The organism is Sorangiineae bacterium MSr11367, assembly GCA_037157805.1.
In the GTDB taxonomy this organism is placed as follows: Bacteria; Myxococcota_A; Polyangia; order Polyangiales; family Polyangiaceae; genus Pendulispora; species Pendulispora rubella.
In genome coordinates this window covers 5,305,582-5,326,588 of the sequence record CP089983.1, presented here as the reverse complement: position 1 = coordinate 5,326,588, position 21,007 = coordinate 5,305,582, and the positions used below count along the sequence as shown (strand labels likewise).

Here is a 21,007-nt window from a genome sequence, read left to right as displayed (position 1 = left end):
GGTTCCGCCCGCCGAGAGGCCGCGGTAGCGTTCCTCCCGATGATCGACGCGGGGTGGTGCATCGCGAAGTCCAGCGCCCGATCCGCCGAAGATGCCATTTTGGAAATCGCCGGGCGGCTGGTCGCCCGCGGTAGGGTGCGCGCGTCCTTTGGGCATGCGTGCGTCCTGCGCGAGAAGCATTCGCCCACCGGCCTGCCGTTCGATACGCCCGCCGTGGCGCTTCCCCACGTGGATGCGTCGCACGTCCTCGCCTCGAGCATCGCCGTGCTCACGCTCGATGCGCCGGTGGCCTTTCGCGAAATGGGCGCGCCCGAATCGGTGCTCGACGTGTCCATCGTCATCGTGCCGGCGTTCGCCACCGCCGAGACGGCGCGCGAGCTCGCCGAGCTGGTGGCCGCCTTGCAAGATCGGGCGTTGCGCCACGCACTGGCGGACGCTGGCGACGCGGACGAACTCGCGCGCGTGCTCAGGGAGGCCTTGAAGGGGGGGTGACCATGTTGGAGGCGACGGTCCGCTACATCTTGGACTTGGGGGCGCCCGTGATGATGCCGATCTTCATCACGCTGTTCGGGCTCGTGCTCGGGCAGGGGATCGCCCGCTCCCTGCGCGCAGGACTCACCGTCGGCGTTGGTTTCGTGGCCATCGGCCTCGTGGTGGGCCTCCTGGTCGGTGTCGTGGGCCCGCGATCCATGGCCTTTGCTACCGTGCTGGGCCTCAAGCTCGACGTGCTCGACGTGGGCTGGCCCATGGGCGCCGCGGTCTCCTTTGCATCGCCCATCTCGGCGGCGCTCATTCCTTCGGTGTTCGCGCTCAACGTCATCCTGGTGGCCACCCGCGTCACGCGCACCGTCGACGTCGACCTGTGGAACTATTGGCACTTCATCTACACCGGCGCCCTCATCCATGCGGCGACGCACTCCATCGGGTTGGGCGTCCTGGGCGCGTGCCTCACGGCCTTCATCGTCTTCAAGCTGGCCGATTGGACCGCGCCGGCCATCGAGCACCATTTCGGCCTGCCCGGCATTTCCCTCCCGCACACGGAGAGCGTGAACTGGGCGCCGCTCATGTACGCGCTCGAGCGCATCGAACGGCGCATCCCCGGCCTTTCGAAGCTGGAAATCCGCCCCGAAACGATTCGCGGGCGGCTCGGCATCATCGGGGAGCCCATCTTCATGGGCGCGGCCTTGGGCGCGTTGATCGGAGCCCTCGGGGGGATCTCTCTGTGGCGAGAACATCGCTACGGCGCGTGGTTCAAGGAGATCTCCACCCTCGCGGTGACCATGGCCGCGGTGCTCATCGTGCTGCCCAAGGTGGTGGCCATCCTCATGGAGGGCCTCATCCCGGTCTCCGAGGGCGCCCGCGAATACTTGCGCAAACGGCTTCCGGGGCACGACCTGTTCATCGGTCTCGATGCCGCCGTGGTTTTCGGGCACCCCGCCAACATGGCCGTGGCGCTGCTCTGCGTCCCCATCATGCTCGTCGTGGCGGTGCTCCTGCCGGGCAATCGCCTGCTGCCCTTTGCCGATCTGGCCACGCTTCCGTGTTTCGTCCTTTGGGCGGTGGCTGCCTCGCGCGGCAATATGGTGCGCGGGCTGGTGAATGCCATCCTCGTCATGGTGCCCATTCTCTGGATCGGCACCAGCTTGGGCCCGTTGACCACGGAGCTGGCGCACACGGCCGGCGTCCGCCCCGAGGCCACGACGCAGCTCGCATCGCAGTACCAAGAGTGGTCGGCCTTGGATCTGGGGAGCCACATCCTGCCCTGGATCGTGCTCAACCTCTTTCAGCCCGGCACACCCGGCTTCTGGCGGGCCGTCGTCGTCGGCATGATTTACGCCGGTGCCTGGTATTGGGTGCGCGGAGAAATGCGTGCACAATACAAGGACGAGACGCGCGACATGGAGGACCCGTGACGGACGAGGAGGCGATCGACATCGAGCTCTCCGAGCCGTTGCATGCGCGCCCCGCAAGCATGCTCGTGCGGCTTGCGTCGCGTCAGACCGCGGCCATCGAGATCGCCTTCGAGGGGCGATCGGCCAATGCCAAAAAGATCCTCGAGGTGCTCAAGCTGGGCGCCATCCGGGGCAGCACCGTGCGCCTGGTCGCGCGCGGAGAACACGCCGCGCTGGCGCTGGAGCGCCTGTCCGACTTGATCCACCACGGATTTTCCACCGACGCGCTGCCCGAAATCGCCACGGCGGCCGCACCGGGCATGGCCATCGGACGCGCGTCGCTGCTCCTTAGCACCGTGGCGGATGCGGCGCCGGAATCGATGCCCGGCTACAGCATCTCGGACGACATCCCTTCGAGCCGACGCCGCGTGCACGCCGCCTTTGGACGCGCGCAGAGCGAGCTGCATCGCTTGATCGCGCGCCTCCCGCCCCCCGAGGCGCAGCTCTTCGAGCCGCTCTCCGTCATCTTGATGGAGCTGATGAACGCGACCTTGCCCAACCTCGAAGCGGGGATGAGCGCGGTGCTGGCGCTCGACGTCGCCGCGGCCTCGGCGGGCACCGCACGGAGCGATCTCGTTCGCGATGCCCTGGAGCGCGTGCGCGCGGTGCTCCTCGGCGTCGATCTGGTGACCGCGGAGCTCCTCGCGGGCGAGGGCGATCGTATCCTCGTTGCGCGCGTGTTGACGCCGTCGCTGCTCGTCGGCTTGCCGCGATCGTTTCGCGGCATCATCGCGGAAGGGGACACCGGCCCTGGCTACACCTCGCACGCGGCCATCCTGGCGCGCGGCCGAGGGCTCCCGTTGGTGTTCGCCCCTGCGCACGTGGTGTCGGCCATTCGCCGCGACGAGACCATCGTCATCGAGTCCACCGAGACCTCGTGCCAATTCTGGAGCAGCCCAAGCGCGGAATTCCTCCAAGGCGCACGCGCACGGCACGACGCCTGGCTCGCGCAGAAGCGGCGTGACGAGGAGCTTGCGCGCGCGATTCGCTCGGACACCGCGGTACGGGCCAACGTCGGCAGCCTGGACGAGCGCATCCCGCCAAGCGCCGACGGCATCGGCCTCGTGCGAACGGAGCTCCTTTTCAGCGGCCGCCTCTCGCCCCCCGGTGAAATGGAGCAGGCGAGCGTCTACGCCGCCTTGGCGAAGGGCGTCGCGGGCAACCCCTGCATCGTGCGTCTCTTCGATGCGGGCGGCGACAAGCCGATACCGTGGTTACCCGGCGAGGGCCGCGGCATGGATCTCTTGCTCGCGCACCCGCACGTGTTCGAGGCGCAGCTGCGCGCCATCGACCGCGCCCGTGAACACGGGGACGTTCAGGTCCTCGTTCCCATGGCGCGATCGGCCGAGGACATCGAGCGCGTGCGCGCCGGCTTGGCGAGCGATGCCCCCGTGGGCGCCTTGATCGAGACGCGCGAGGCGGCCGACGCCATCGAGGCGATCGCGCGCGTATCCGATTTCATCTCCGTTGGCACGAACGATCTCGCCTCAAGTGTTCTTGGCGTCGATCGTGCAGTATTGCGTTGGGAGGGGACCGAAGCCTTCTTGCGCGATGAGCGCCTTCTCGTCGTCGTTCGCACCATCGTCGAACGCGCCCACGCAACGGGTCGAAAGGTCACGGTTTGTGGAGAACTCGCAGGGCATCCGGAGATGGCACGGGAGCTCGTAGCCCTCGGGGTGGACGCCCTTAGCGTGGCATGTGAACGCATCGCGTCGGTCAAGGTAGCTTTGGGTGCACGGAATCGGTGACAACCCCTTGCTGCGGCATCCATGCTCGGCGATTCTTGGAACGTGAAGAAAATCTTGGTTGCTTGCGGATCGGGGATCGCAACCTCCACGGTGGTCGTTCAAAAGCTGAACGAACTTCTTCGTGCGCGCGGATTGTTCGTTCGCATCGAGCAATGCAAAGCCTCGGAAGTGGAAAGCAAGATCTCCGGCTTCGACTTGGTCGTCTCCACCACGGAGGTGGGAGATTCCAAGGGGAAACCTATCGTTCGAACCGTGAGCTTTCTCACCGGCATCGGCATCGACAAGGACGTCGAGCGCATCGTGAAGCTTCTCAGCGCGTGAGCGCCGAGCGAGAGCGCTAGCCCGAGATGCGCCGGTTTTCCTACGCACCCCCGCGCTATTACGCCTCGCTCGTCGCGCAAGATGCGCTGCTCGCCGCCGTGTTCATCGCGCTCCTCGCGTGGACGCCCGAGGGAACCCTCGGCCGCGTCGCAGTCGCGCTTCGCGTGGCCATTCCCTTGGTCCTCGCCTGGGGCGCGCTCACGCTGCACTTTCCGAGTCGGATCGAGTTGGACGATGCCACACTGACATTCCGTCGCTATGGACGTCGGCACAGTTTTGATTTGCACCGCGTCGAATCCATTCGCGTGCGCCGGTTCCTCGTTCGCGATCGCGTGTTGATCCGCATCGTCCCCGCACCGTCGTGGCAGGGCCGCTATTGGATCCTTCGCGACCTGGAAGGCTTCGACGAACTGGTGCGCACGCTCGAGAGGATCGTTGAAGAGAGAAATTTACAGGGAGATCGGGAGACCGGGAGGGTTTAAGGATTTCCGCTGGGACCGGTTTCCCCAATCAAAAAAACTCCCGACCTCCCGATCTCCCTGTGAATTTCTCTGGGAAGTGGCACGGCGGCTCCATGGATTTGACGCTGGTCGTTTGTTCAGTATCTTCAGGGCTATGATGCCCCGTCGGTACTGGCCTCCATTGTTGACCCGTCTTGCCGTTGAAATCGAAGGTGCCGCGCGCGATTTGCGAACCCTCTCGCATGAAGCGCAATCGACACCCTTGGCGAAGTGCCCCGCGCCGGTCTCGACGCTTGCAGAGCAAATCGAGGGTGTCGCATCGCGTCGCGGATTGCAGAGTGAGCTTCATGTCTACGAGGGGCGCGTCGGAATGCGTGATGTATGGATCTTCGAGCTAACGGTGTTCACTCCCGACTCGTCGGAACAGAAAAAATTGAGAAATTGGAGGTAGTCCCGACCGTGCGTGCGGTGAGAAGCTGCGTCTTCCGACCATGATTTCCGCCGCAGAAAAGAAGCCTCTCTACAAGATACTGTACGTTCAGGTCCTCTTCGCCATCGCGTGCGGCGTGGTCCTCGGCTACGTGCGTCCCCAGCTCGCCGTCGAGATGCGCCCGTTCGGCGATGGCTTCATCAAGTTGATAAAGATGATCATCGCCCCGGTCATCTTCTGCACCATCGTCGCCGGAATTGGCGGCATGCAGGATATGAAGAAGATTGGGCGCATCGGTGGCAAAGCGCTTCTGTATTTCGAAATCGTCTCCACCTTCGCTCTGGCCATTGGGTTGATCGTCGCCAACCTGGTCAAACCCGGCGCGGGCTTCAACGTCGACCCGCACACGCTCGACACCAAGGAAATCGCCGAATTTACCACCCGGGCCAAAGGGCAGCACACGGTGGATTTCCTTCTGAACATCATCCCCACCACGGTGGTCGACGCCTTTGCCAAAGGCGAGATCTTGCAGGTGCTCCTCCTCGCGGTCCTCTTTGGTTTCGCGGTGAGTGCACTCGGCGAACGCGGTAAAGCGATTTTGCATTTCATCGAGCTTGCGGCAAAAGCCATATTCGGGGTGGTCAATATCATCATGAAGGTGGCGCCCCTCGGCGCCTTCGGCGCCATGGCCTTCACCATCGGCAAGTACGGCATTTCGTCGCTGTTGCCGATGGCCAAGCTGATGGGCTCCGTCTACATGACGTGCATCCTTTTCGTCGTGGTGGTGCTCGGCACCATTGCCCGCATGTCGGGATTCAGCATTCTCCGGTTCATCGTCTTCATCCGTGAGGAGCTGCTCATCGTGCTCGGGACGAGCTCCTCGGAGAGCGCCCTGCCCAAGCTCATGACCAAGCTGGAATGGGTGGGGTGTTCCAAGTCGGTCGTCGGGTTGGTGGTTCCCGCGGGCTATTCGTTCAACCTCGACGGGACGAACATTTACATGACGATGGCGGCGCTGTTCATTGCGCAGGCCACCAATACGCACCTCACCTTGGGGCAGGAGCTCACCATTTTGGTGGTGGCCATGCTCACGTCGAAGGGCGCCTCGGGCATCACTGGCGCGGGCTTCGTGACCCTGGCGTCGACGCTCGCCGTCGTGCCCGACGTTCCGGTGGCCGGCATGGCCCTCATTTTGGGCATCGATCGCTTCATGAGCGAGGCGCGCGCCCTGACGAACATCATCGGCAACAGTGTGGCCACCGTCGTGGTCGCCCGCTGGGAAAATGAGCTCGACCGCGAGAAGTTCGCCGAGCGCATCAAGCTCGATCCGGAGCGGGTCGACATGGCGGCGGATGTCGCGGAGGAAGCGTCAGCTCGCCCAGCAGCGGAAGGGATATAGGACCATGGTCACCGCAGACGCTACGCCCTCCGAGAAAGCGCGCGAGCGCGATTCCCACGACATGGGCTGGCGTCTGCGCGCCATTTTCGGCGGATCCATCGGCAACCTGGTCGAATGGTACGATTGGTATGCCTACTCGGCGTTTTCTCTGTATTTCGCGCCTGCGTTCTTCCCAAAGGGCAGTCAGACGGCGCAGCTTCTGAACACCGCGGCCATCTTCGCGGTGGGCTTTCTCATGCGCCCCATCGGCGGCTGGATCTTCGGCCGCTACGCCGATCGCGTCGGCCGAAAAGCGGCGCTCACGTCGTCCGTGTTTCTCATGTCGTTCGGTTCGCTGATGATCGCGCTCACGCCGGGCTACGCGAGCATTGGCATCGCCGCGCCCGTGATGCTGGTCACGGCGCGCCTTCTTCAGGGCCTCTCGGTGGGCGGTGAATACGGCACCTCGGCCACGTACTTGAGCGAGGTGGCCACGCGCGATCGGCGCGGCTTCTATTCGAGCTTTCAATACGTCACCCTGGTGGGCGGCCACCTCGCCGCCCTCGCCGTGCAGCTGGTGCTGCAACGCCTGGTGCTGACCCCTGCGGAGTTGTCCGCGTGGGGATGGCGCATCCCCTTCGTCATCGGCGCCGTGCTCGCGGTGGTGGCGCTCTATCTGCGCCGCCGCCTCGAGGAAACGGAGTCGTTCAAGGCCCAAAAAGGGGAGGGCGAGCGCGCGCAGCGCAAAGGCACGATCGCCGAATTGATGCGTCACCCGAAGGCGCTGCTTCTCGTGGTGGGCCTCACCTTGGGCGGCACGGTCGCGTTCTACACGTACACCGCGTACATGAAGAACTTCCTCGTGAACTCGGTGGGTCTGCCCAAGGACACGGCGACGTTGCTCGCCTTCGTTTCGCTGTTCCTCTACATGCTCATGCAGCCGCTGTTCGGGCTCGTGTCCGACCACATCGGCCGGCGCCCGCTGCTCCTCGGCTTCGGCATCCTAGGCACCCTCGGCACCGTGCCGATCCTCACCGCCTTGAGCGAGACGAAGAGCGCCTGGGTCGCCTTCGCGTTGATGATGGTCTCGCTGGTCATCGTCAGCGGCTACACGTCCATCAACGCCATCGTGAAGGCCGAAATGTTCCCCACCGAGATCCGAGCCCTCGGCGTCGGCCTCCCTTATGGCGTCACCGTCGCCATCTTCGGCGGCACGGCCGAATACGTGGGCCTCTGGTTCAAAGACCACGGCCACGAGCCGTATTTCTTCTGGTACGTGAGCGCGTGCATCTTCGTGTCGTTCATCGCCTACCTGGGGATGACCGACACGAAGAAGACATCGCTGCTCGATCGCGAGAGCGCCGAGACTACTGATCGCTGAAGTCCGTCGGCTTGTAGCGGGACCCGTTCCCGGAAAGCACTTGGAAGTTACCGTTCTTGAAGATCCACTTCACGTAACCCGCTTTCACGTCGCCGTTCTCGTCGAAATCGACCGGGCCCGAAGCTCCCTGGTAGTTGATCTCGCTCCCACTGGCGAGCGCACTGAAACCTGCGTCGATGCCCCGAGGGGTAACTTGCACGCCGCTCCCTGCTGGCTCTCCACGCGAGACTGCGACGAGTGAGTTGCGAATCTCATAGGGGTCGTCGGGCTTTCCGGAACGTTGAATCGCAAAGGCCACGAGGACCATCGCGTCGAACGCATTGGACGCGTACGACGGCGGATCAAGCAGCACGCCGCCATCCGCCGTCGGGGTATGGGCTCGAAAGATCGCCTTGAACTCTTCGAACGGCGGATAGTCCTCCGGGATCGTGTCGGGCTCGACCCCTACCATGTCGAGCGTTCTCGTATCGCCCACGATATCCAAGAAGCTGCTGTCGAAGGTGGCATCCGTCGCAAAGAATTTCGTCGTGATATTTGCCTGCCGGAATGCCCGAACGACCTGCGCCGAGACGTCGGCATAGGTCACCAGGGCGACGCAACCCGGTGTCGTGGGCGCTTTTTTGAACTTGTCGATCGTAGCCGCATAGCCTTCAGTTTGTTGGCCCGTTTTGACAGCGCTCTTGTATGCATCCGTAAGGCCCTTTACCTCCGTTCCGTACTGGTTGTAGGTCTCGCCGAGGGGGTCTTGGGCATAGACCAAGAAGGGGTGTTCGCACGAGATCGGCCCCACGCCTCCATCGCCCAGGACCGTCGGCTCTTCCATGCGCTTCCAGAGTGCTTGGCGCTGATAGAAGTCGGAGGGAGGTGTGCGATAGAGAAAGCGATCTGGAAACGCCGGCCATTGATCCGTCAACGTCGGAGACGTTGCCCATGCCGAGATGAGAAGCGTTGGCGTCTTGTCGGACGGGATCTTCGCGCCCTTCACGCCGCCGTTCGGGTACGTGATTTCCATGGCGGTGCCGACTTGCACGGTTGCACCCGGGCCGAGGATCGCCGAGACCTTCTCGGCGCGGAATTTATTGATGATGTCCTTCAGCAATCTGGACCCATCGCGATCCGGATTGCTGCTCTTGTCGTCCTCCTCGAGAAGCTGGATGGGCCTACCGAGGACACCTCCGCGCGCGTTGATGACGGCGGCCGCCGCGCGAATGCCCGCTCGAATGCCCTGGCCCGTACCGCCGTAGGGGCCGTCGAGCGCGGCCGACACGCCGATCTTGATGGGATTCTGACTGGCAGGGGGAGGCTCGTCCTTCGAACACGCCGTCGTCTGCAGCCCCAGGGCCGGAGCAACGGTTGCGAGCGCAAGAAGGCCACCCACACTCAAGAAAGTTCTCGTCGTCTTCATGGGATTCCCTCGTTACTGACACGTGCCGCCGCTGCAGCGGATAAGCGGATTGATCTGCTGCGTGGTCGCAGGATCGTTGGGACGGGCGAGGAAGTAAGCCGCGGCCGCGCCGCCTAGGATCACGGCGCCCGCGACCACCCAAAACACAGGGCTCGCAAACACCGACTTGCTGTTGCGATCCGAACCATCGACCGAGTTCAACGCACCATCGGGCGCTGCGGGCGGGGCCTCGGTCACGATGGGCTTGGTGGGGCTGCCGCTCTCGAACAAGACTCCATCGTTCCCGTCGAGCGCTTGAGCGTAGACCTCGAGGTATGTTGCCTTGTCCTTTGGTGGCGGAACGACAAGGGTCGTCGTTGCGGTGGCTCCCGAAGTCTTCACCGTAAACGGATCGCTTCCCTCCCAGTGGTAACCGACCACCACTTTGCTCGCCATCCGGGTGGGATCGCGGAGGGTGACCACGATGCGGCTATCACTCCCGCGGTGTACCTGCGAGCTGGCCTCGATGCCTGGTTTGATCGATTGTGCGCTCCAAGATCCCCTCGCTTCGAAATACGGGGCTTTGACGCGCGGGCTCATGTTCTGATCGATCTTGAAGTCGGGATCGATCGCAATGAGCTTCACGAAGATGTCGCGAGCGACATTGGCATGACCCACGACGGCGTGTGCTGTAGCGAGGTTGCGGTAAACGCGAATCAATTGCTCGTGTGAGAGCCCATTGCGCTTCGAGATGCGTTCCAGCACTGGAATCGCTCCTTCGAAGTCGACGTTGGCGATCAACTTTTCCGCGTCGGCGAGTTCGTCGTCGACGCCGCTCGCGGCCGTGACGGTTTGCGCAAAGCTCGCGGGGGCCGAAAGCTGCGAGGCACACGTAAGCAGGGCAACGAAGATCTTGGCTCTATGTTTTCTTGGAATCGATAAGCTTTTCATGTCGTCCGCACCTTCCGCACCGGGATGAAAGCCTCCTCGCATGGAGGCTCCGCCCCTCGTCCCCTCGAGGCGGGGCGTTTCGAGTCGACACATCCTTGATCGCGGAGTCTCTCAAAAGGTGGGCATCGCTGCAAGTTTCAGCGATGATAGGAGGTCGTCATGGTACGTTCGACCAAAGGGGTGACATCCGTGCGAGTGACTTCCTTCCTCGTCTCTTTCATCGCGCCTACGCTTCTGGTTTGCGCGGGGTGCAGCGCAAAAGAAGATCCGCCCGAGCAGGGGAACTTGGATCTGAACTTCCCAACGGTCGAATCGGCCGTTGTCACAGAGACAATCAGCCTTTACGTTTTCAACGCGTCGGGCCCCGCCAATCGCGATCTTTGCCAGCGTTTGATCGCCTCACGCACCACTGCGCCCGGCAATTGGCCGACAGGGGTCGCGCCCGTCGCATCCATCGAGCGGGTTCGCACGTGCGACGTGTACACGGCTCCGAATCGCATCAAAATTCCGGAAGTATCGTTTGGCGAGCGGGCTGTCGCGGTGGTCGGATTCGCCCAAAGCGGGCAGGAAATCTTGCTGGGTTGCACTCCGTTGACTACGGGGCAGGGAAACTTCGGCGTGCCCGTCACGTTGGCTGCCGTTCGCGCTGCCGATCTCGCCGTGCTCGAGGATCAGACTGCATGTCCCACCCTGAGCGCCCGGTGCTCGAATCAATGCCAGTAGACTGGCCATTCTCCCGCCCCTCTCGACGAGCGAGGGGCAGGAGTCAGGCGGTCGGAGAGCCTATTTCAACCCAAGACGCTTATTGAGCGTCTCGCCGCTCTTAATCGTTACCGGATAGGTCTGCTTCAAGCCCTGTTCCGGATTCTCGAGGACGAGAACGTGGTCGCCTGCGGGTAGGGTAAGGTGCACGATGGGCGTTTGGCCCAGGACCTTGCCGTTCTCGGAGACGTGGGTCCACGGGTAGGTGTCGAGGGTGAGGAAGCCCGGAGGGGCCGAGGGCGTCGGATCGACGGACGGCGCGGGCTCTTTGGCTGCGGAGGCTGCGCCCTTGCTGCGCGAAGGGCGGGACCACGTCGACGGGGCGTCGGACTTGTCCTTCTCCAGCACGACGAGGGCCTCTTTGTCGGCTTCCAACGTGATGCCGATGGTTTTCGGCGCGTAGCCCTTGGCCTCGGCTCGGATCGTGTGGACCGAGTTTTTCACCAGCGAGAGAATCTGCGGGTTCGCATCCAGCGCCGTGACGCTGTCGTCGAGATAGATCTTTGCGCTGCTTGGCTCGGCCCGGACGAAAACGGTCACCTTCAACGCATTGGGCTCCTGCGTCGAAATCTCCGCCGTCGCGGGGAGCTTTTGCTCGGTGGCGGAGGCTTTGCCCGTGCCCTTGTCGGCAACCTGCTCGTTCTTGCGCACGAAAAGGAGCCATATGGCGACGAGCCCGGCAAAGGCCAGCACGCCCAGCGCGAGGAAGGCCATCTTGTTCCGGCCCGGCGGTTGCTGCGCCATGACCCGGGAGCGACTCATCGTCGCGCCGGATGCCGAGGCCAGGTCGGGGTAGAGCGATTGTCCCACCGGAAGGTGCGGATCGCTCTCGCTCCGCGCGGCGGAAATCAGCGGGATGGACGGGAGGATCCCGACCTGGGATGCCGAGGTGGATCCCAAATGCGGGTACTCGCCGGTGAGCAATTCGGCCTTGGCGAGCTGACGCTCGATGAGCGCCTGGCGTTCGGCCCGGGGCTCGGCGAAGAGCATCTGCATGTAGCCGACGATGGGCTTGAGACCCTTCGCCCCGGGTAGGGAAGCGAGGTACGCCTCGAGATCGGCCTGGAGATCGAGACAGGTGGGGTACCGGTCCTCTTTGCGATGGGCCATCGCCTTGCGGCAGATGAGATCGATCGCGTGGGGAACGTCGGGGTTCACGTCGCGCGGCATGGGAACTTCGCCCGCGAGGGTGGCCCCCATCACCTCGATGTCGCTCTTGCCCCTCCAGAGCGGCTCGCCGACGGCGGCCTCCCAGATGGCGACCCCGAGCGCGAAGACATCGGCCCGGCGATCCACGTTGTTGCCCGTGAGTTGCTCGGCCGGCATGTAGCGCACCTTGCCCTTGAAGGTGCCGACCTCCGTCTCGTGGGTCGAGGTGCGCGCCTTGGCGATGCCAAAATCGAGGATTTTGACCTGCCGATCAAACGTCACGAAGATGTTGTGGGGCGAGACATCCCGATGAACTAGGTTGAGCGCCGAGCCGTCGAAGTCCTTCGCTTCGTGGGCATAGTGCAGGCCGGTCATCGCATGGATGAGCACCTCGTAATGCATCCACAATGGAAGCTGCGACCCCAGCTTTCGCCCTTGGGCGATGACTTTGCTGAGCGGGTACCCGTCCAGGTACTCCATGACGATGATGTCCCGCTCTTCTTCGTGAACCACCTCGTACGTCTGGACGACGTTCGGGTGATTGAGGCGGGCAGCGACCCTCGCCTCGTCGATGAACATTCCCAGCAAGCCCGGGTTCGCTGCGACGTTGCTGCGGGGCACTTTCAAGACAACGAGCTTGTTGAAGCCGCGCTGTCCCATCATGACCGCGAGGTACACCTCGGCCATGCCGCCCGCACCGAGCTGCGCGATGATTCGGTAACGACCGATTGTCGGAAGCACCATGCTGCTACTGGCCCGGTTGGGCTCCCCCATGCCACCTCTCCACTGCCGCTAGAACGCTTAGAACGGAGCTGCTCGGGATAATCCCCATAAAATACTTCGGCATTAGGCTAACACGACATTCTCCGTAACGCTCAAAAGCTGAGCAGACTACCCCCAAAGTTTTTTCGGGGTGGGAGGCGGACCGAGGTGGCCCAAGGCCGTCTCCAACGAGCATCGAGAGCAGCGGAGCCGCAGAACCCTCGAAAAATAGGCCATGCAACGCTCGGATGGTCACTCGAGTTGCCGTTAGTCCGATTGCATTGTCGTGGGGTCCACGTCGGATTGGAGTTCGCGTGCGAGGTTGGTCTGGCTTTGCGTCATGTTTTCCGTCACCGACGCGAGATGTGCTCGTGCGTGCTCCAAAATGGCTTCGTTGTCGGTTCGCAATGCCCACTCCGCCACCAATGCGGGGAACGATGCCCAGCGCTCCGCGGCATGGTCGACGAGCCGCGGCCACGTTCTCCCACCCCACATGGCGAATCGCTCCACGAGCCGTTCCAGGGGCCTGCGGCCGAAGCAGCCGAAGAACATCGCAAAATCGATGCAAGGATCGGTCACGCACGCTTCGGTCCAATCGAGGATACCCGAAAGACGTCCCTCGGCATCGAGGAGCATGTGGCCCGGATGGAGGTCGCCATGAACCAAGGTCAGGTAATCCGGCCATAAGCCATCGTTTTCCAACCAGGCATGCCAGCGTGCCCAAATGGCATCGCTCGGGGCAAGCGCGGCCCGCGTTTCATCCATGGACCGGGCGAGGGCCAGGCGGGCTTCGTCGATGGGCTTGGTCGGGATGCCGGCGGCCCGCGCACCTGCCTCGTCGATGCTTTGCAATGCGGCGAGCGCTCCGGCGAACGAGTCGAGGAACAGCTCCGACGGGGCCGAAGGATCGAGGTGCCATTGTGGCGCACCGGATGCATCGAGGGTGACCGCGGGGGTCCCCGGCAGACGCGGATACGCAATGACGTCGTCGGCGTGAATCCTCCACTCGGGAATCGCCACCGGCAGCTTCGGCGCGAGGAGTTGCAGTGCGCGTCCTTCGAGGCGGGCGGTCTCGAGAAGCTCCGGGCGACGCGGCGTGCGCACCACCCAGCAGGTGCCCGATGCGTCCTTGGCGTGCACCACCAGAAAATCGAGCCCGGACTTGTCGAATTCGTCGCGATCGGCCGTGAGCTCGAGGCCATGCTGGCGGGCGGCATCGAGGAGGGCTTGAACCGTTTCGATCATCGGCGCAGCCGCGTCCCGCGCATCCTTGCTTCCACCATCAGGCAGCGATCCTGCACGACGGTGATTCCACTCTCGGCGAGGCGCTCGGCGAAGGCATCGTGGCGGATGCCTTGTTGGAGCCAGACGCTCGCGGGCTTGGCGGCGAGGATATCGTCGAGATGGGGCATCAGATCTTCGGGACGGCGGAAGACGTTCACCATGTCGACCGGGGGCGGCACATCCGCAAGACGGCGGACGACGGGGCGGCCGAGGATGATCTTTGCATCCGGGTAATAAACGGGGACGGGGATGACGTCGAAGCCGGCGTTCACGAGGTACTGCGGCACGTAGAAGGCAGGCTGGTTGGCCTGCGCTTCCGTCTTGATGCCGAGCACCGCGATGCGGTGAGTGCGTACGAGCAGCTCTTCGATCCCCCGCGGCTCGTCGATGACCTTCTCATGCATGCATCTTCCATAGAGCATCGGGCCGGCCCTAGCATCTCGAACATGACGAACCACTCGTGGGCTGTGGTGGATGAGTACATCGCGAACGCGCTGATTCCGGCCGACGCTGTGCTCGACGCCACGCTGAAGGCAAGTGTCGCGGCCGGTTTGCCCGAGATCCAGGTCTCGCCGGCGCAGGGGAAGTTTCTGCATCTGCTCGCGCGCATCGCGGGGGCGAAGTCCATTTTGGAGGTCGGCACGCTCGGCGGATACAGCACGATTTGGCTCGCGCGTGCGCTTCCCGCGAATGGGCGCCTCGTCACGTTGGAGGCCGATGCCAAGCACGCGGAGGTCGCTCGCGCGAATTTTGCGCGCGCCGGTCTCGACAAGGTCATCGACCTGCGGCTCGGCCTCGCGCTGGAGACGCTGCCGAAAATCGAGGCCGAGAAGCTGGGGCCGTTTGACCTGGTGTTCATCGACGCGGACAAGACGAACAACGTGGGCTACTTCGACTGGGCGCTGAAGCTCGCCCGCCGCGGCACCATCATCGTCGTCGACAACGTCGTGCGGCAGGGGGCCGTGGTCGATGCGACCAGTACGGACGCGGCCGTCCGCGGCGTGCGACGGCTGTACGAGCGCCTTTCTGCTGAAAAACGGGTGAGCACGACCGCATTGCAGACCGTCGGGATCAAGGGCTACGACGGGTTCGTGCTCGCGCTCGTCGAGTAGGAAACTCCACCTGAGGATTGGACAGGGAGATCGGGAGATCGGGAGGTTTTCTGATTCAGATCTCCCGATCTCCCGATCTCCCGATCTCCCTGTTCAAATCCACCGGGCCCACCCTGTGCAGCGCGCACTAGGCCTTGGTGAATCGGACGTCGTGTTCGGCGTCGGGGGCGGCGAAGTCGAGCAAGGCTTTGCCTTCGCGTTCGAGGGCGGCTTGGTCTTTTTTGGCCAGACGTACGAAGGAAGCGATGGCGAGGGAGGCGCGGCGGCGGGTTTGGGTAAGCTTCCAGGTGGCGCTCACGATGCCGTCGACGAGCACGGCGGGACGCATGCCGTTGGCCACGTAGACGTGCCGGCGGTGTTCGTCGGCAATGAGGTGCGTGCGCACGGCGTGCGACAAGAGCAGATTGTCGTACTCGGGCAAGAAGCGGGGCGGGGCAGGGGTGTCGGGATCGGGGCGGGGCGCGTCGGGGAGGTCGAACAGCTCGCGCCCTTCCGCGCTGTCGAAGGTGCGCAGCCGCGGGCGGAGGCGCTCGAAGGCGTCCTGCAGCTTGCCGAGGCCCGACCAGATCTGCGCATCGCGCACGCTGGCGGGCCCGAAGGCGGCGAGGTAGCGCAGGATCATCGCGTCCGGGCGGGCCGGCTCCGTGTCGAAGCGATCGAAACTGCGGCCGAGCCAGGACTCGGCGGTGGTGCAGAGCGCCTGGCCACCCTTGCCCCAGACGCCGCGCGGAGGCACCTGAATGAGCGGCACGAGCAGGCGAACGGCGTACGCGAGCGCGTGCGCATCGTAGGTCGGCCAGCGGCCGCGCAAAAGCTCGCCCAGTTCCGCCAAGGTGCGAGGTTGTTGCTCGAGCAACGCCCGCGCGGTGGCCACGAGCTCGCGCTCGTCGACGCCCGCAATGTCGCGGCCGTACGTCGTGCCCACGGTGAGCGCACGCATCGCCACGGTGCCGACGATGGGGCGGAAGGCGAGGCAATCGCGCGCCGTGACCAGATGCACCGTGGAACGCATCAGCGCGATGCGCACCGCGCGGCGTTTCTCGATGAGCGCCGACAAGGCCGTGGGCCGAAAGCCGGTCAGGCGCGTCCACAAGCCGAAATAGGGCGCGTACGGTGACTGGGCCTGCATCCCGGCGAGCCGTTCCAGCGCCTTGGTGGCGGTGAGCTCGTGACGCTGGAGCAGCATTTGTCGCTCGAGAAGCGCGCGGTTCAACGCGCGCGGGCCGAGCACTTTCTTTCGCGCCGCGGGCATGGCATGCACATTATTCATGGTCTCCCACGCCCACGTGCTCGAAATCGTCGATCTCTACGCCGAGCGATTCCCCGAGCGTGCCGCCGCTCTCGCGCCGCTGCGCGCGCTCCTTGCAGAAAGCGCGGATGTGACGTCGCGCCTCGAGTTTCGCGGGCACGTCACATGTGGGGCGGTCGTGCGCGATGCCGAGGGGCGCGTGCTCTTGGTGCACCACCGCGCGCTCGATCGGTGGCTCATGCCCGGCGGGCACCTGGAGGCCGGCGACCGCACGTTGCTCGGCGCCGCTGCGCGCGAGCTGGTGGAAGAAGTCGGCTTTCCGCCCGATGCCCTGCGGGTGCCCTTCGTGTGGCACGAGGTGCCGGTTCATATCGACTGCCATGGGATCCCGGCCAACCCGAAGAAGGGCGAACCGTCCCACGAGCACTGGGACTTCCGCTACGTGTTCGAGGTCTCCGATGCGGCGGCGATCACCTTGCAGGCCGAGGAGGTGCTCGATGCCGCCTGGCGCTCCCCGGCGGAGCACTCGCAGCAGCTGGTCGACATCTTGAGCGCCGCCGCCGCGTTCAACCCCGCGTTGCCTCGATGAGCCAAGCCTTGGGCTGCTTTCCAGCAGGAAAGGCGCCGAGCTCCAGAGGCCGCCCGTAGCGCAGGGCCAGTTCGTCGTGGGGTGAGACCCGCGAGACCCAGCCGAGTCGCGCCATCCAGGCATCCGGGTTCTCGATGAACGATTGCCACGGGGCGCCGCCCTGCGCGAGCCGCGAAAGAACGGCGGCCATCACGTCGATGGTCGCGTGGTTGACGTGCTCCGCACCGAGCCAGCTTCCCGGCGCAGAGAGCTTCGTGACGCGTTGGAGCAAGCGATCGCCGTCCTCGTTGGTCAGATAGAAGAGGAGCCCCTCGACCAGCCAAGCCGTGGGGACGGACGTATCGAAGCCCGCCTCGACCAGGGCCGCCGGCCAGTCGTCGCGCAGATCCGTCGGAACCAGGACCCGATCGCATTCGCGCCGCGCCCGGAGCGTCGAGAGCACGCTCTCCTTGAAGCGCAGCATGGTGGCGAGTTCCACCTCGAAGAGGCGCACCCCCCGCGGCAGTTGCAGGCGAAAGGCCCGCGCATCGAGGCCCGCGGCCAAGGTCACCATCTGCCGACACCCCGCATGGACCGCCTTCAATAGGTACTCATCGAAGAAGCGCGTGCGCACGGCAAAGTAGTCCGTGGGCGCGGCCGGCATCGTGTCGCTCGCGATGCCCTCGGCCTGCGCCGCCTCGACGAAGGCCGCCGCGAACGGATCGGCGAAGAGCCGATCCGGCCGCGCGTGCTCCAACGAGCGATGGTACGCGACGATCAGGGCCGTCGTTTCGATGAAGGAGAGGTCATTCGAACCAGTTTCGGAAGGTACGAATTTCGTTTTATTGCCCGACATGATTTCACCTTTTGCGCAATGGAGCGCTCAGACTTTGCTCGCAATCTTGCGAAACAACTTGATGAACGTGCCGCGATCGTCCCCGTTGGGCAGCGCGTCCAGGATGCGGCGCATGATCATGCGCTCGACGCGATGGTGCTCCTGCTGGAGCTCCGTCCCTTTCTCGGTCAGCTCGATGCGGAAGGATCTCTTGTCCGTCGGGTGGATGGCCCGCCGCAGGAGGTCCCGTTTTTCGAGCCGATCGATGATGCTGGTGAGGGTGCTCTGCGGGACTTGGAGAAACTCCCGCATCTCCGCCAAGGTGTGGTCGGGTTTTTCCTCGGCGAAAGACAGCGCGTGCAAATCGAGGTAGCCGATGCCGGTAAGCTTCTCGGACCAAAGATCCAAACGGGCGACGTGCATGCGCAAGAGCAGTGCATGCACGGCTTCGTTCAGCTCTTCGACGTCGCGATCGACCTTGGGCATCGCCTCTCCGATTGATTCTACGAAGTTCGTAGCAACCGATCTACGTAACGTCAAGGTCACATGCGATTCAGTTGCGATAAGGAGGGCCTTTGAGCTCGACCACGTTGCCATCGGGATCGCGCACGTAGATCGAAGGCCCTTCGCCCTCGGCGCCGAAGCGGGCGGCGACCTCGCCCGCATCGATGCCGAAGGTGGCCAGGTGCGCGACGATGCCCTTTTCGTCCCAGGGATCGATGCGGAAGCAGAAATGGTCGACGTTGCGCCCTTCCTCGCCAGGGGGAGCACCGCCGGCGCCCCCGAGCTTTCCGTCGAGGGGCACCAAGTCGACCATGGAGCGGCCGGCGCGGAGTTGGATGAGTCCGATTTCGTCCTGGCGCCGTTCGATGCGACAGCCGAGGACGTTGCAGTAGAAGCGCAGCGATGCGTCCAGATCGACGACGCGCACGACGAGGTGATCGATTTCTCGGATCTGAATCATGAGGAGACTCCTGGGTAAGTCGCGTGGCTCTTGCGCAGACGCAACGGGCGATGCTTCCACCGGTCATTCCGTTTCGCAAAGTTGGAAGGCACGATGTCACTTTTGAAAGGATTCAAGGCGAGCGCAATCGCTAAACATCGAGAAATTCGCACCTGCGCCCCTGGCACGCGGTTCGCTCTATAGGCGGACGGCATCGCGTTGACGGCCTTCCCCCCCCGGGCCCTGCGCGGTGCCTTTTTTATTTTGTTCGGTTACCTGCTCACCTTGACGATTGTTCAATATAACGGATGATTCCTCCGTCATAACGGAGGAGGCGTCGTCATGAGCAAGGTCCGTGAAGAAGTTCTCCAGGCCAACGCGGTGTACGTGCGCGACTTCGGCGAGAAGGGAAAGCTCGCCCTGCCGCCGGTGCGTCGGTTCTCGATTCTGACGTGCATGGACGCGCGCATCGATCCGGCGAAGCTCGCTGGACTGCGGGAAGGCGATGCGCACGTCATCCGAAATGCCGGCGGACGCGCGAGCGACGATGCGATCCGCTCGCTGGTCATTTCGTACAAGCTCCTCGGGACGCGGGAGTGGTTCGTCATCCACCACAGCAACTGCGGCATGGAGCTCTTCACCGACGAGATCATCCGCGAGCTTTTGGCCTCGAGCCTGAAGACGTCGAGCCACGACGGGAAATCGTGGAAGGATCCCGGAAAGCGCGAAGGCTCGCGCCAGGGTGATTTCATCGACTGGCTCACCATCCGCGAGCAAGCCGAAAGCGTCACCACCGACGTGGAGCGCATTCGGACGCATCCCCTCGTTCCCGGGGATATCCCCATCTATGGCTACGTCTACCAGGTCGAGAGCGGCCGCCTGGTCGAGGTCCCGGACGCGACGCAGGCAGGCCAGGCGCGGTAGTGCATTCAGGCAAGGGCCGGCGGTCGGCGGTGGCGCCAAGGAAAGCGCTCTTCGATTTGGCGCGCCACCGCCAGTAGCAGGCCCTCCGAGAACATGCGGCCGGCGATTTGCAGTCCGAAGGGGCGCCCGTCCTGCATCAGGCCGATGGGCAGGCTGATGGCGGGTAGCCCCGTCAGGTTGAAGATCGCCGTGTAGCCTGCGATTTGGGCGGCGGCGGCGAAGCCTTGCTCGGGTGGCAAATCGCGGAAGGCGCCCACACGCGGGGCCGGCTGGGGAACGGTGGGCGTGAGCCAGAGATCCACGCTTTCGATCACCGGGCGCCAGCGCGCGTCCAGTGCGGCGTGAAGCTCGCGCATGGCGGTAGGCTCGTGCTTTCGGCCCGATTCGACGAGCCAGCGTGTGATGGGCTGCGTCTTCTTCCAGCGTGCGAGCGGGAAGGTGCCGACCAGGGTTTGCCAGAGCGGCGCAAATTCCTCCACCGAGCCATCGAGCTGCGGGCCGGGTTCGACGTGGTGACCGAGGTCCTGCAGTTCCTTGGCTACCCGTTCGACGGCGGCGGCGATTTCGGGGTGCGTTTCCGCGAGGGGCGTGCGCGTGAGGACGCGGATCTGCAGTGCGGACGGACGCTCGCGCGCGAGCTCTGCGAAGGGACGGGGCGGGGGCGGTGCCCAATGCGGGCGGCCGAAGGTGACCTCGGACATGACATCGAGCATCGCGGCCGCATCGTCGACGGTGTGGGCCATGGGGCCCGAGGTGTACAGAATGCTTTGATCGGGAATGCCGTACGAATTGCGCAAACGCCCGCGCGAGGGCTTGAGGCCCACCAGATGGCAAAAGGCAGAGGGGATGCGAATGGATCCCCCGCCGTCGGAACCTTGTGCGACGGGAAGCATGCCCGCCGCGAGCGCCGCACCCGATCCGCCACTGGAACCGCCGGCGCTGTGCTCGAGCGACCACGGGTTGCGCGTGGGCGGGTGGATGTCCGGCTCGGTCACCGGCATGGCCCCGATTTCCGACGTGGCCAGCTTGCCGAGGAAGACGAAGCCCGCGCGCCGCAGAGGCTGCACGGTGTAGTCGTCCACGGGAAGAACCACGGGCAACGAGCCGCCCGAGCCCCACCGCGTGACGGTGCCGCGGACGATGTTCAGATCCTTGATGCCAATGGGGACGCCGTGAAAGGCGGGCAGCTCGCTCTTGTCGTGCTTGCTGCTACGACGGAGAAGCCGATCTTTCCAGCGCGCGGAGGCGATCGCCCGGCGCGCTTGGACGCTGACGAAGGCGTGGATCTTCGGATCGAGCCGCTCGATCCGTTTCAAGTAGCCGCGGACCAGTTCCTCGCTGGAAACCTTGCCGTCTCGCAGAAGTTCGACTTGCTCGAGCGCGCTCGCATCCAGAACGTCATCCATGGTGCGC

At 64.3% G+C, this 21,007-nt stretch carries 20 protein-coding genes; 10 read left to right on the top strand and 10 right to left on the bottom strand.

Annotation, left to right across the window (positions count from 1 at the left end; translation table 11 throughout):
- Nucleotides 1–39: 39 nt before the first annotated feature.
- The 7 genes from LVJ94_20680 (at nt 40) to LVJ94_20650 (ending at nt 7,671) form a co-directional block, all read left to right on the top strand.
- Nucleotides 40–492: a PTS sugar transporter subunit IIA gene (locus tag LVJ94_20680; protein WXB09634.1), complete on the top strand. Its 453-nt coding sequence runs from the start codon at nt 40–42 to the stop codon at nt 490–492.
- A 2-nt stretch (nt 493–494) separates the two neighbouring features.
- Nucleotides 495–1,913 carry a hypothetical protein gene (locus LVJ94_20675; GenBank protein WXB09633.1) on the top strand — a complete coding sequence of 473 codons (1,419 nt, stop codon included), beginning with the start codon at nt 495–497 and terminating at the stop codon, nt 1,911–1,913.
- Entirely contained in the window at nt 1,910–3,700 is a 1,791-nt protein-coding gene (locus LVJ94_20670; GenBank protein ID WXB09632.1) for an HPr family phosphocarrier protein, read from the top strand. The genes LVJ94_20675 and LVJ94_20670 overlap by 4 nt, the downstream gene beginning before the upstream one ends.
- A gap of 42 nt (nt 3,701–3,742) precedes the next feature.
- A complete protein-coding gene (locus LVJ94_20665) occupies nt 3,743–4,021 on the top strand; it encodes a PTS sugar transporter subunit IIB (protein WXB09631.1) in 279 nt (92 codons plus the stop codon).
- 26 nt (nt 4,022–4,047) lie between these two features.
- Entirely contained in the window at nt 4,048–4,503 is a 456-nt protein-coding gene (locus LVJ94_20660; GenBank protein ID WXB09630.1) for a hypothetical protein, read from the top strand.
- Between the two features lie 470 nt (nt 4,504–4,973).
- Nucleotides 4,974–6,311, top strand: a complete 1,338-nt coding sequence (locus LVJ94_20655) for a dicarboxylate/amino acid:cation symporter (GenBank protein ID WXB09629.1) — start codon at nt 4,974–4,976, stop codon at nt 6,309–6,311.
- A 4-nt stretch (nt 6,312–6,315) separates the two neighbouring features.
- Nucleotides 6,316–7,671: an MFS transporter gene (locus LVJ94_20650; protein ID WXB09628.1), complete on the top strand. Its 1,356-nt coding sequence runs from the start codon at nt 6,316–6,318 to the stop codon at nt 7,669–7,671.
- Here LVJ94_20650 and LVJ94_20645 read toward each other — a convergent pair.
- The 5 genes from LVJ94_20645 to LVJ94_20625 form a co-directional block, all read right to left on the bottom strand.
- Nucleotides 7,658–9,076, bottom strand: coding sequence for an ABC transporter substrate-binding protein (locus LVJ94_20645; GenBank protein ID WXB09627.1), 1,419 nt, complete (start codon nt 9,074–9,076; stop codon nt 7,658–7,660). The genes LVJ94_20650 and LVJ94_20645 overlap by 14 nt on opposite strands.
- A gap of 12 nt (nt 9,077–9,088) precedes the next feature.
- On the bottom strand, nt 9,089–10,006 hold the full coding sequence (locus LVJ94_20640) for a hypothetical protein (protein WXB09626.1): 918 nt from the start codon (nt 10,004–10,006) through the stop codon (nt 9,089–9,091).
- A gap of 783 nt (nt 10,007–10,789) precedes the next feature.
- The gene (locus LVJ94_20635; protein ID WXB09625.1) at nt 10,790–12,691 is read right to left on the bottom strand and encodes a serine/threonine protein kinase; all 1,902 of its coding nucleotides are present in this window, start codon (nt 12,689–12,691) and stop codon (nt 10,790–10,792) included.
- Between the two features lie 255 nt (nt 12,692–12,946).
- Nucleotides 12,947–13,924, bottom strand: a complete 978-nt coding sequence (locus tag LVJ94_20630; protein WXB09624.1) for a macrolide 2'-phosphotransferase — start codon at nt 13,922–13,924, stop codon at nt 12,947–12,949.
- On the bottom strand, nt 13,921–14,367 hold the full coding sequence (locus LVJ94_20625; GenBank protein ID WXB09623.1) for a CoA-binding protein: 447 nt from the start codon (nt 14,365–14,367) through the stop codon (nt 13,921–13,923). Before LVJ94_20625 ends, LVJ94_20630 begins: the two co-directional genes overlap by 4 nt.
- A gap of 42 nt (nt 14,368–14,409) precedes the next feature.
- On the opposite strand from LVJ94_20625, the gene LVJ94_20620 reads away from it, so the two are divergent.
- Nucleotides 14,410–15,075, top strand: coding sequence for an O-methyltransferase (locus LVJ94_20620; GenBank protein ID WXB09622.1), 666 nt, complete (start codon nt 14,410–14,412; stop codon nt 15,073–15,075).
- 127 nt (nt 15,076–15,202) lie between these two features.
- Here LVJ94_20620 and LVJ94_20615 read toward each other — a convergent pair whose 3' ends face one another.
- Complete coding sequence (locus LVJ94_20615; protein WXB09621.1) at nt 15,203–16,345, bottom strand: winged helix DNA-binding domain-containing protein; 1,143 nt, start codon at nt 16,343–16,345, stop codon at nt 15,203–15,205.
- Between LVJ94_20615 and LVJ94_20610 the strand changes: the two genes are divergently transcribed.
- Nucleotides 16,344–16,913, top strand: coding sequence for an NUDIX domain-containing protein (locus LVJ94_20610; protein ID WXB09620.1), 570 nt, complete (start codon nt 16,344–16,346; stop codon nt 16,911–16,913). The genes LVJ94_20615 and LVJ94_20610 overlap by 2 nt on opposite strands.
- Here the strand turns inward: LVJ94_20610 and LVJ94_20605 are convergent.
- From LVJ94_20605 to LVJ94_20595, 3 genes are all read right to left on the bottom strand, one after another.
- On the bottom strand, nt 16,891–17,748 hold the full coding sequence (locus LVJ94_20605) for an SAM-dependent methyltransferase (protein ID WXB09619.1): 858 nt from the start codon (nt 17,746–17,748) through the stop codon (nt 16,891–16,893). The genes LVJ94_20610 and LVJ94_20605 overlap by 23 nt on opposite strands.
- 27 nt (nt 17,749–17,775) lie before the next feature.
- Nucleotides 17,776–18,213, bottom strand: coding sequence for a MarR family transcriptional regulator (locus LVJ94_20600; protein WXB09618.1), 438 nt, complete (start codon nt 18,211–18,213; stop codon nt 17,776–17,778).
- Between the two features lie 67 nt (nt 18,214–18,280).
- Nucleotides 18,281–18,691, bottom strand: coding sequence for a VOC family protein (locus tag LVJ94_20595; protein ID WXB09617.1), 411 nt, complete (start codon nt 18,689–18,691; stop codon nt 18,281–18,283).
- Nucleotides 18,692–19,012: 321 nt separating this feature from the next.
- Here LVJ94_20595 and LVJ94_20590 point away from each other — a divergent pair, with 321 nt between their 5' ends.
- Nucleotides 19,013–19,594 (top strand): carbonic anhydrase, encoded by a 582-nt coding sequence (locus LVJ94_20590; protein WXB09616.1) that lies wholly within the window; start codon nt 19,013–19,015, stop codon nt 19,592–19,594.
- A gap of 5 nt (nt 19,595–19,599) precedes the next feature.
- Here LVJ94_20590 and LVJ94_20585 read toward each other — a convergent pair whose 3' ends face one another.
- Nucleotides 19,600–21,000 (bottom strand): amidase, encoded by a 1,401-nt coding sequence (locus LVJ94_20585; GenBank protein ID WXB09615.1) that lies wholly within the window; start codon nt 20,998–21,000, stop codon nt 19,600–19,602.
- Between the last annotated feature and the right edge of the window lie 7 nt (nt 21,001–21,007).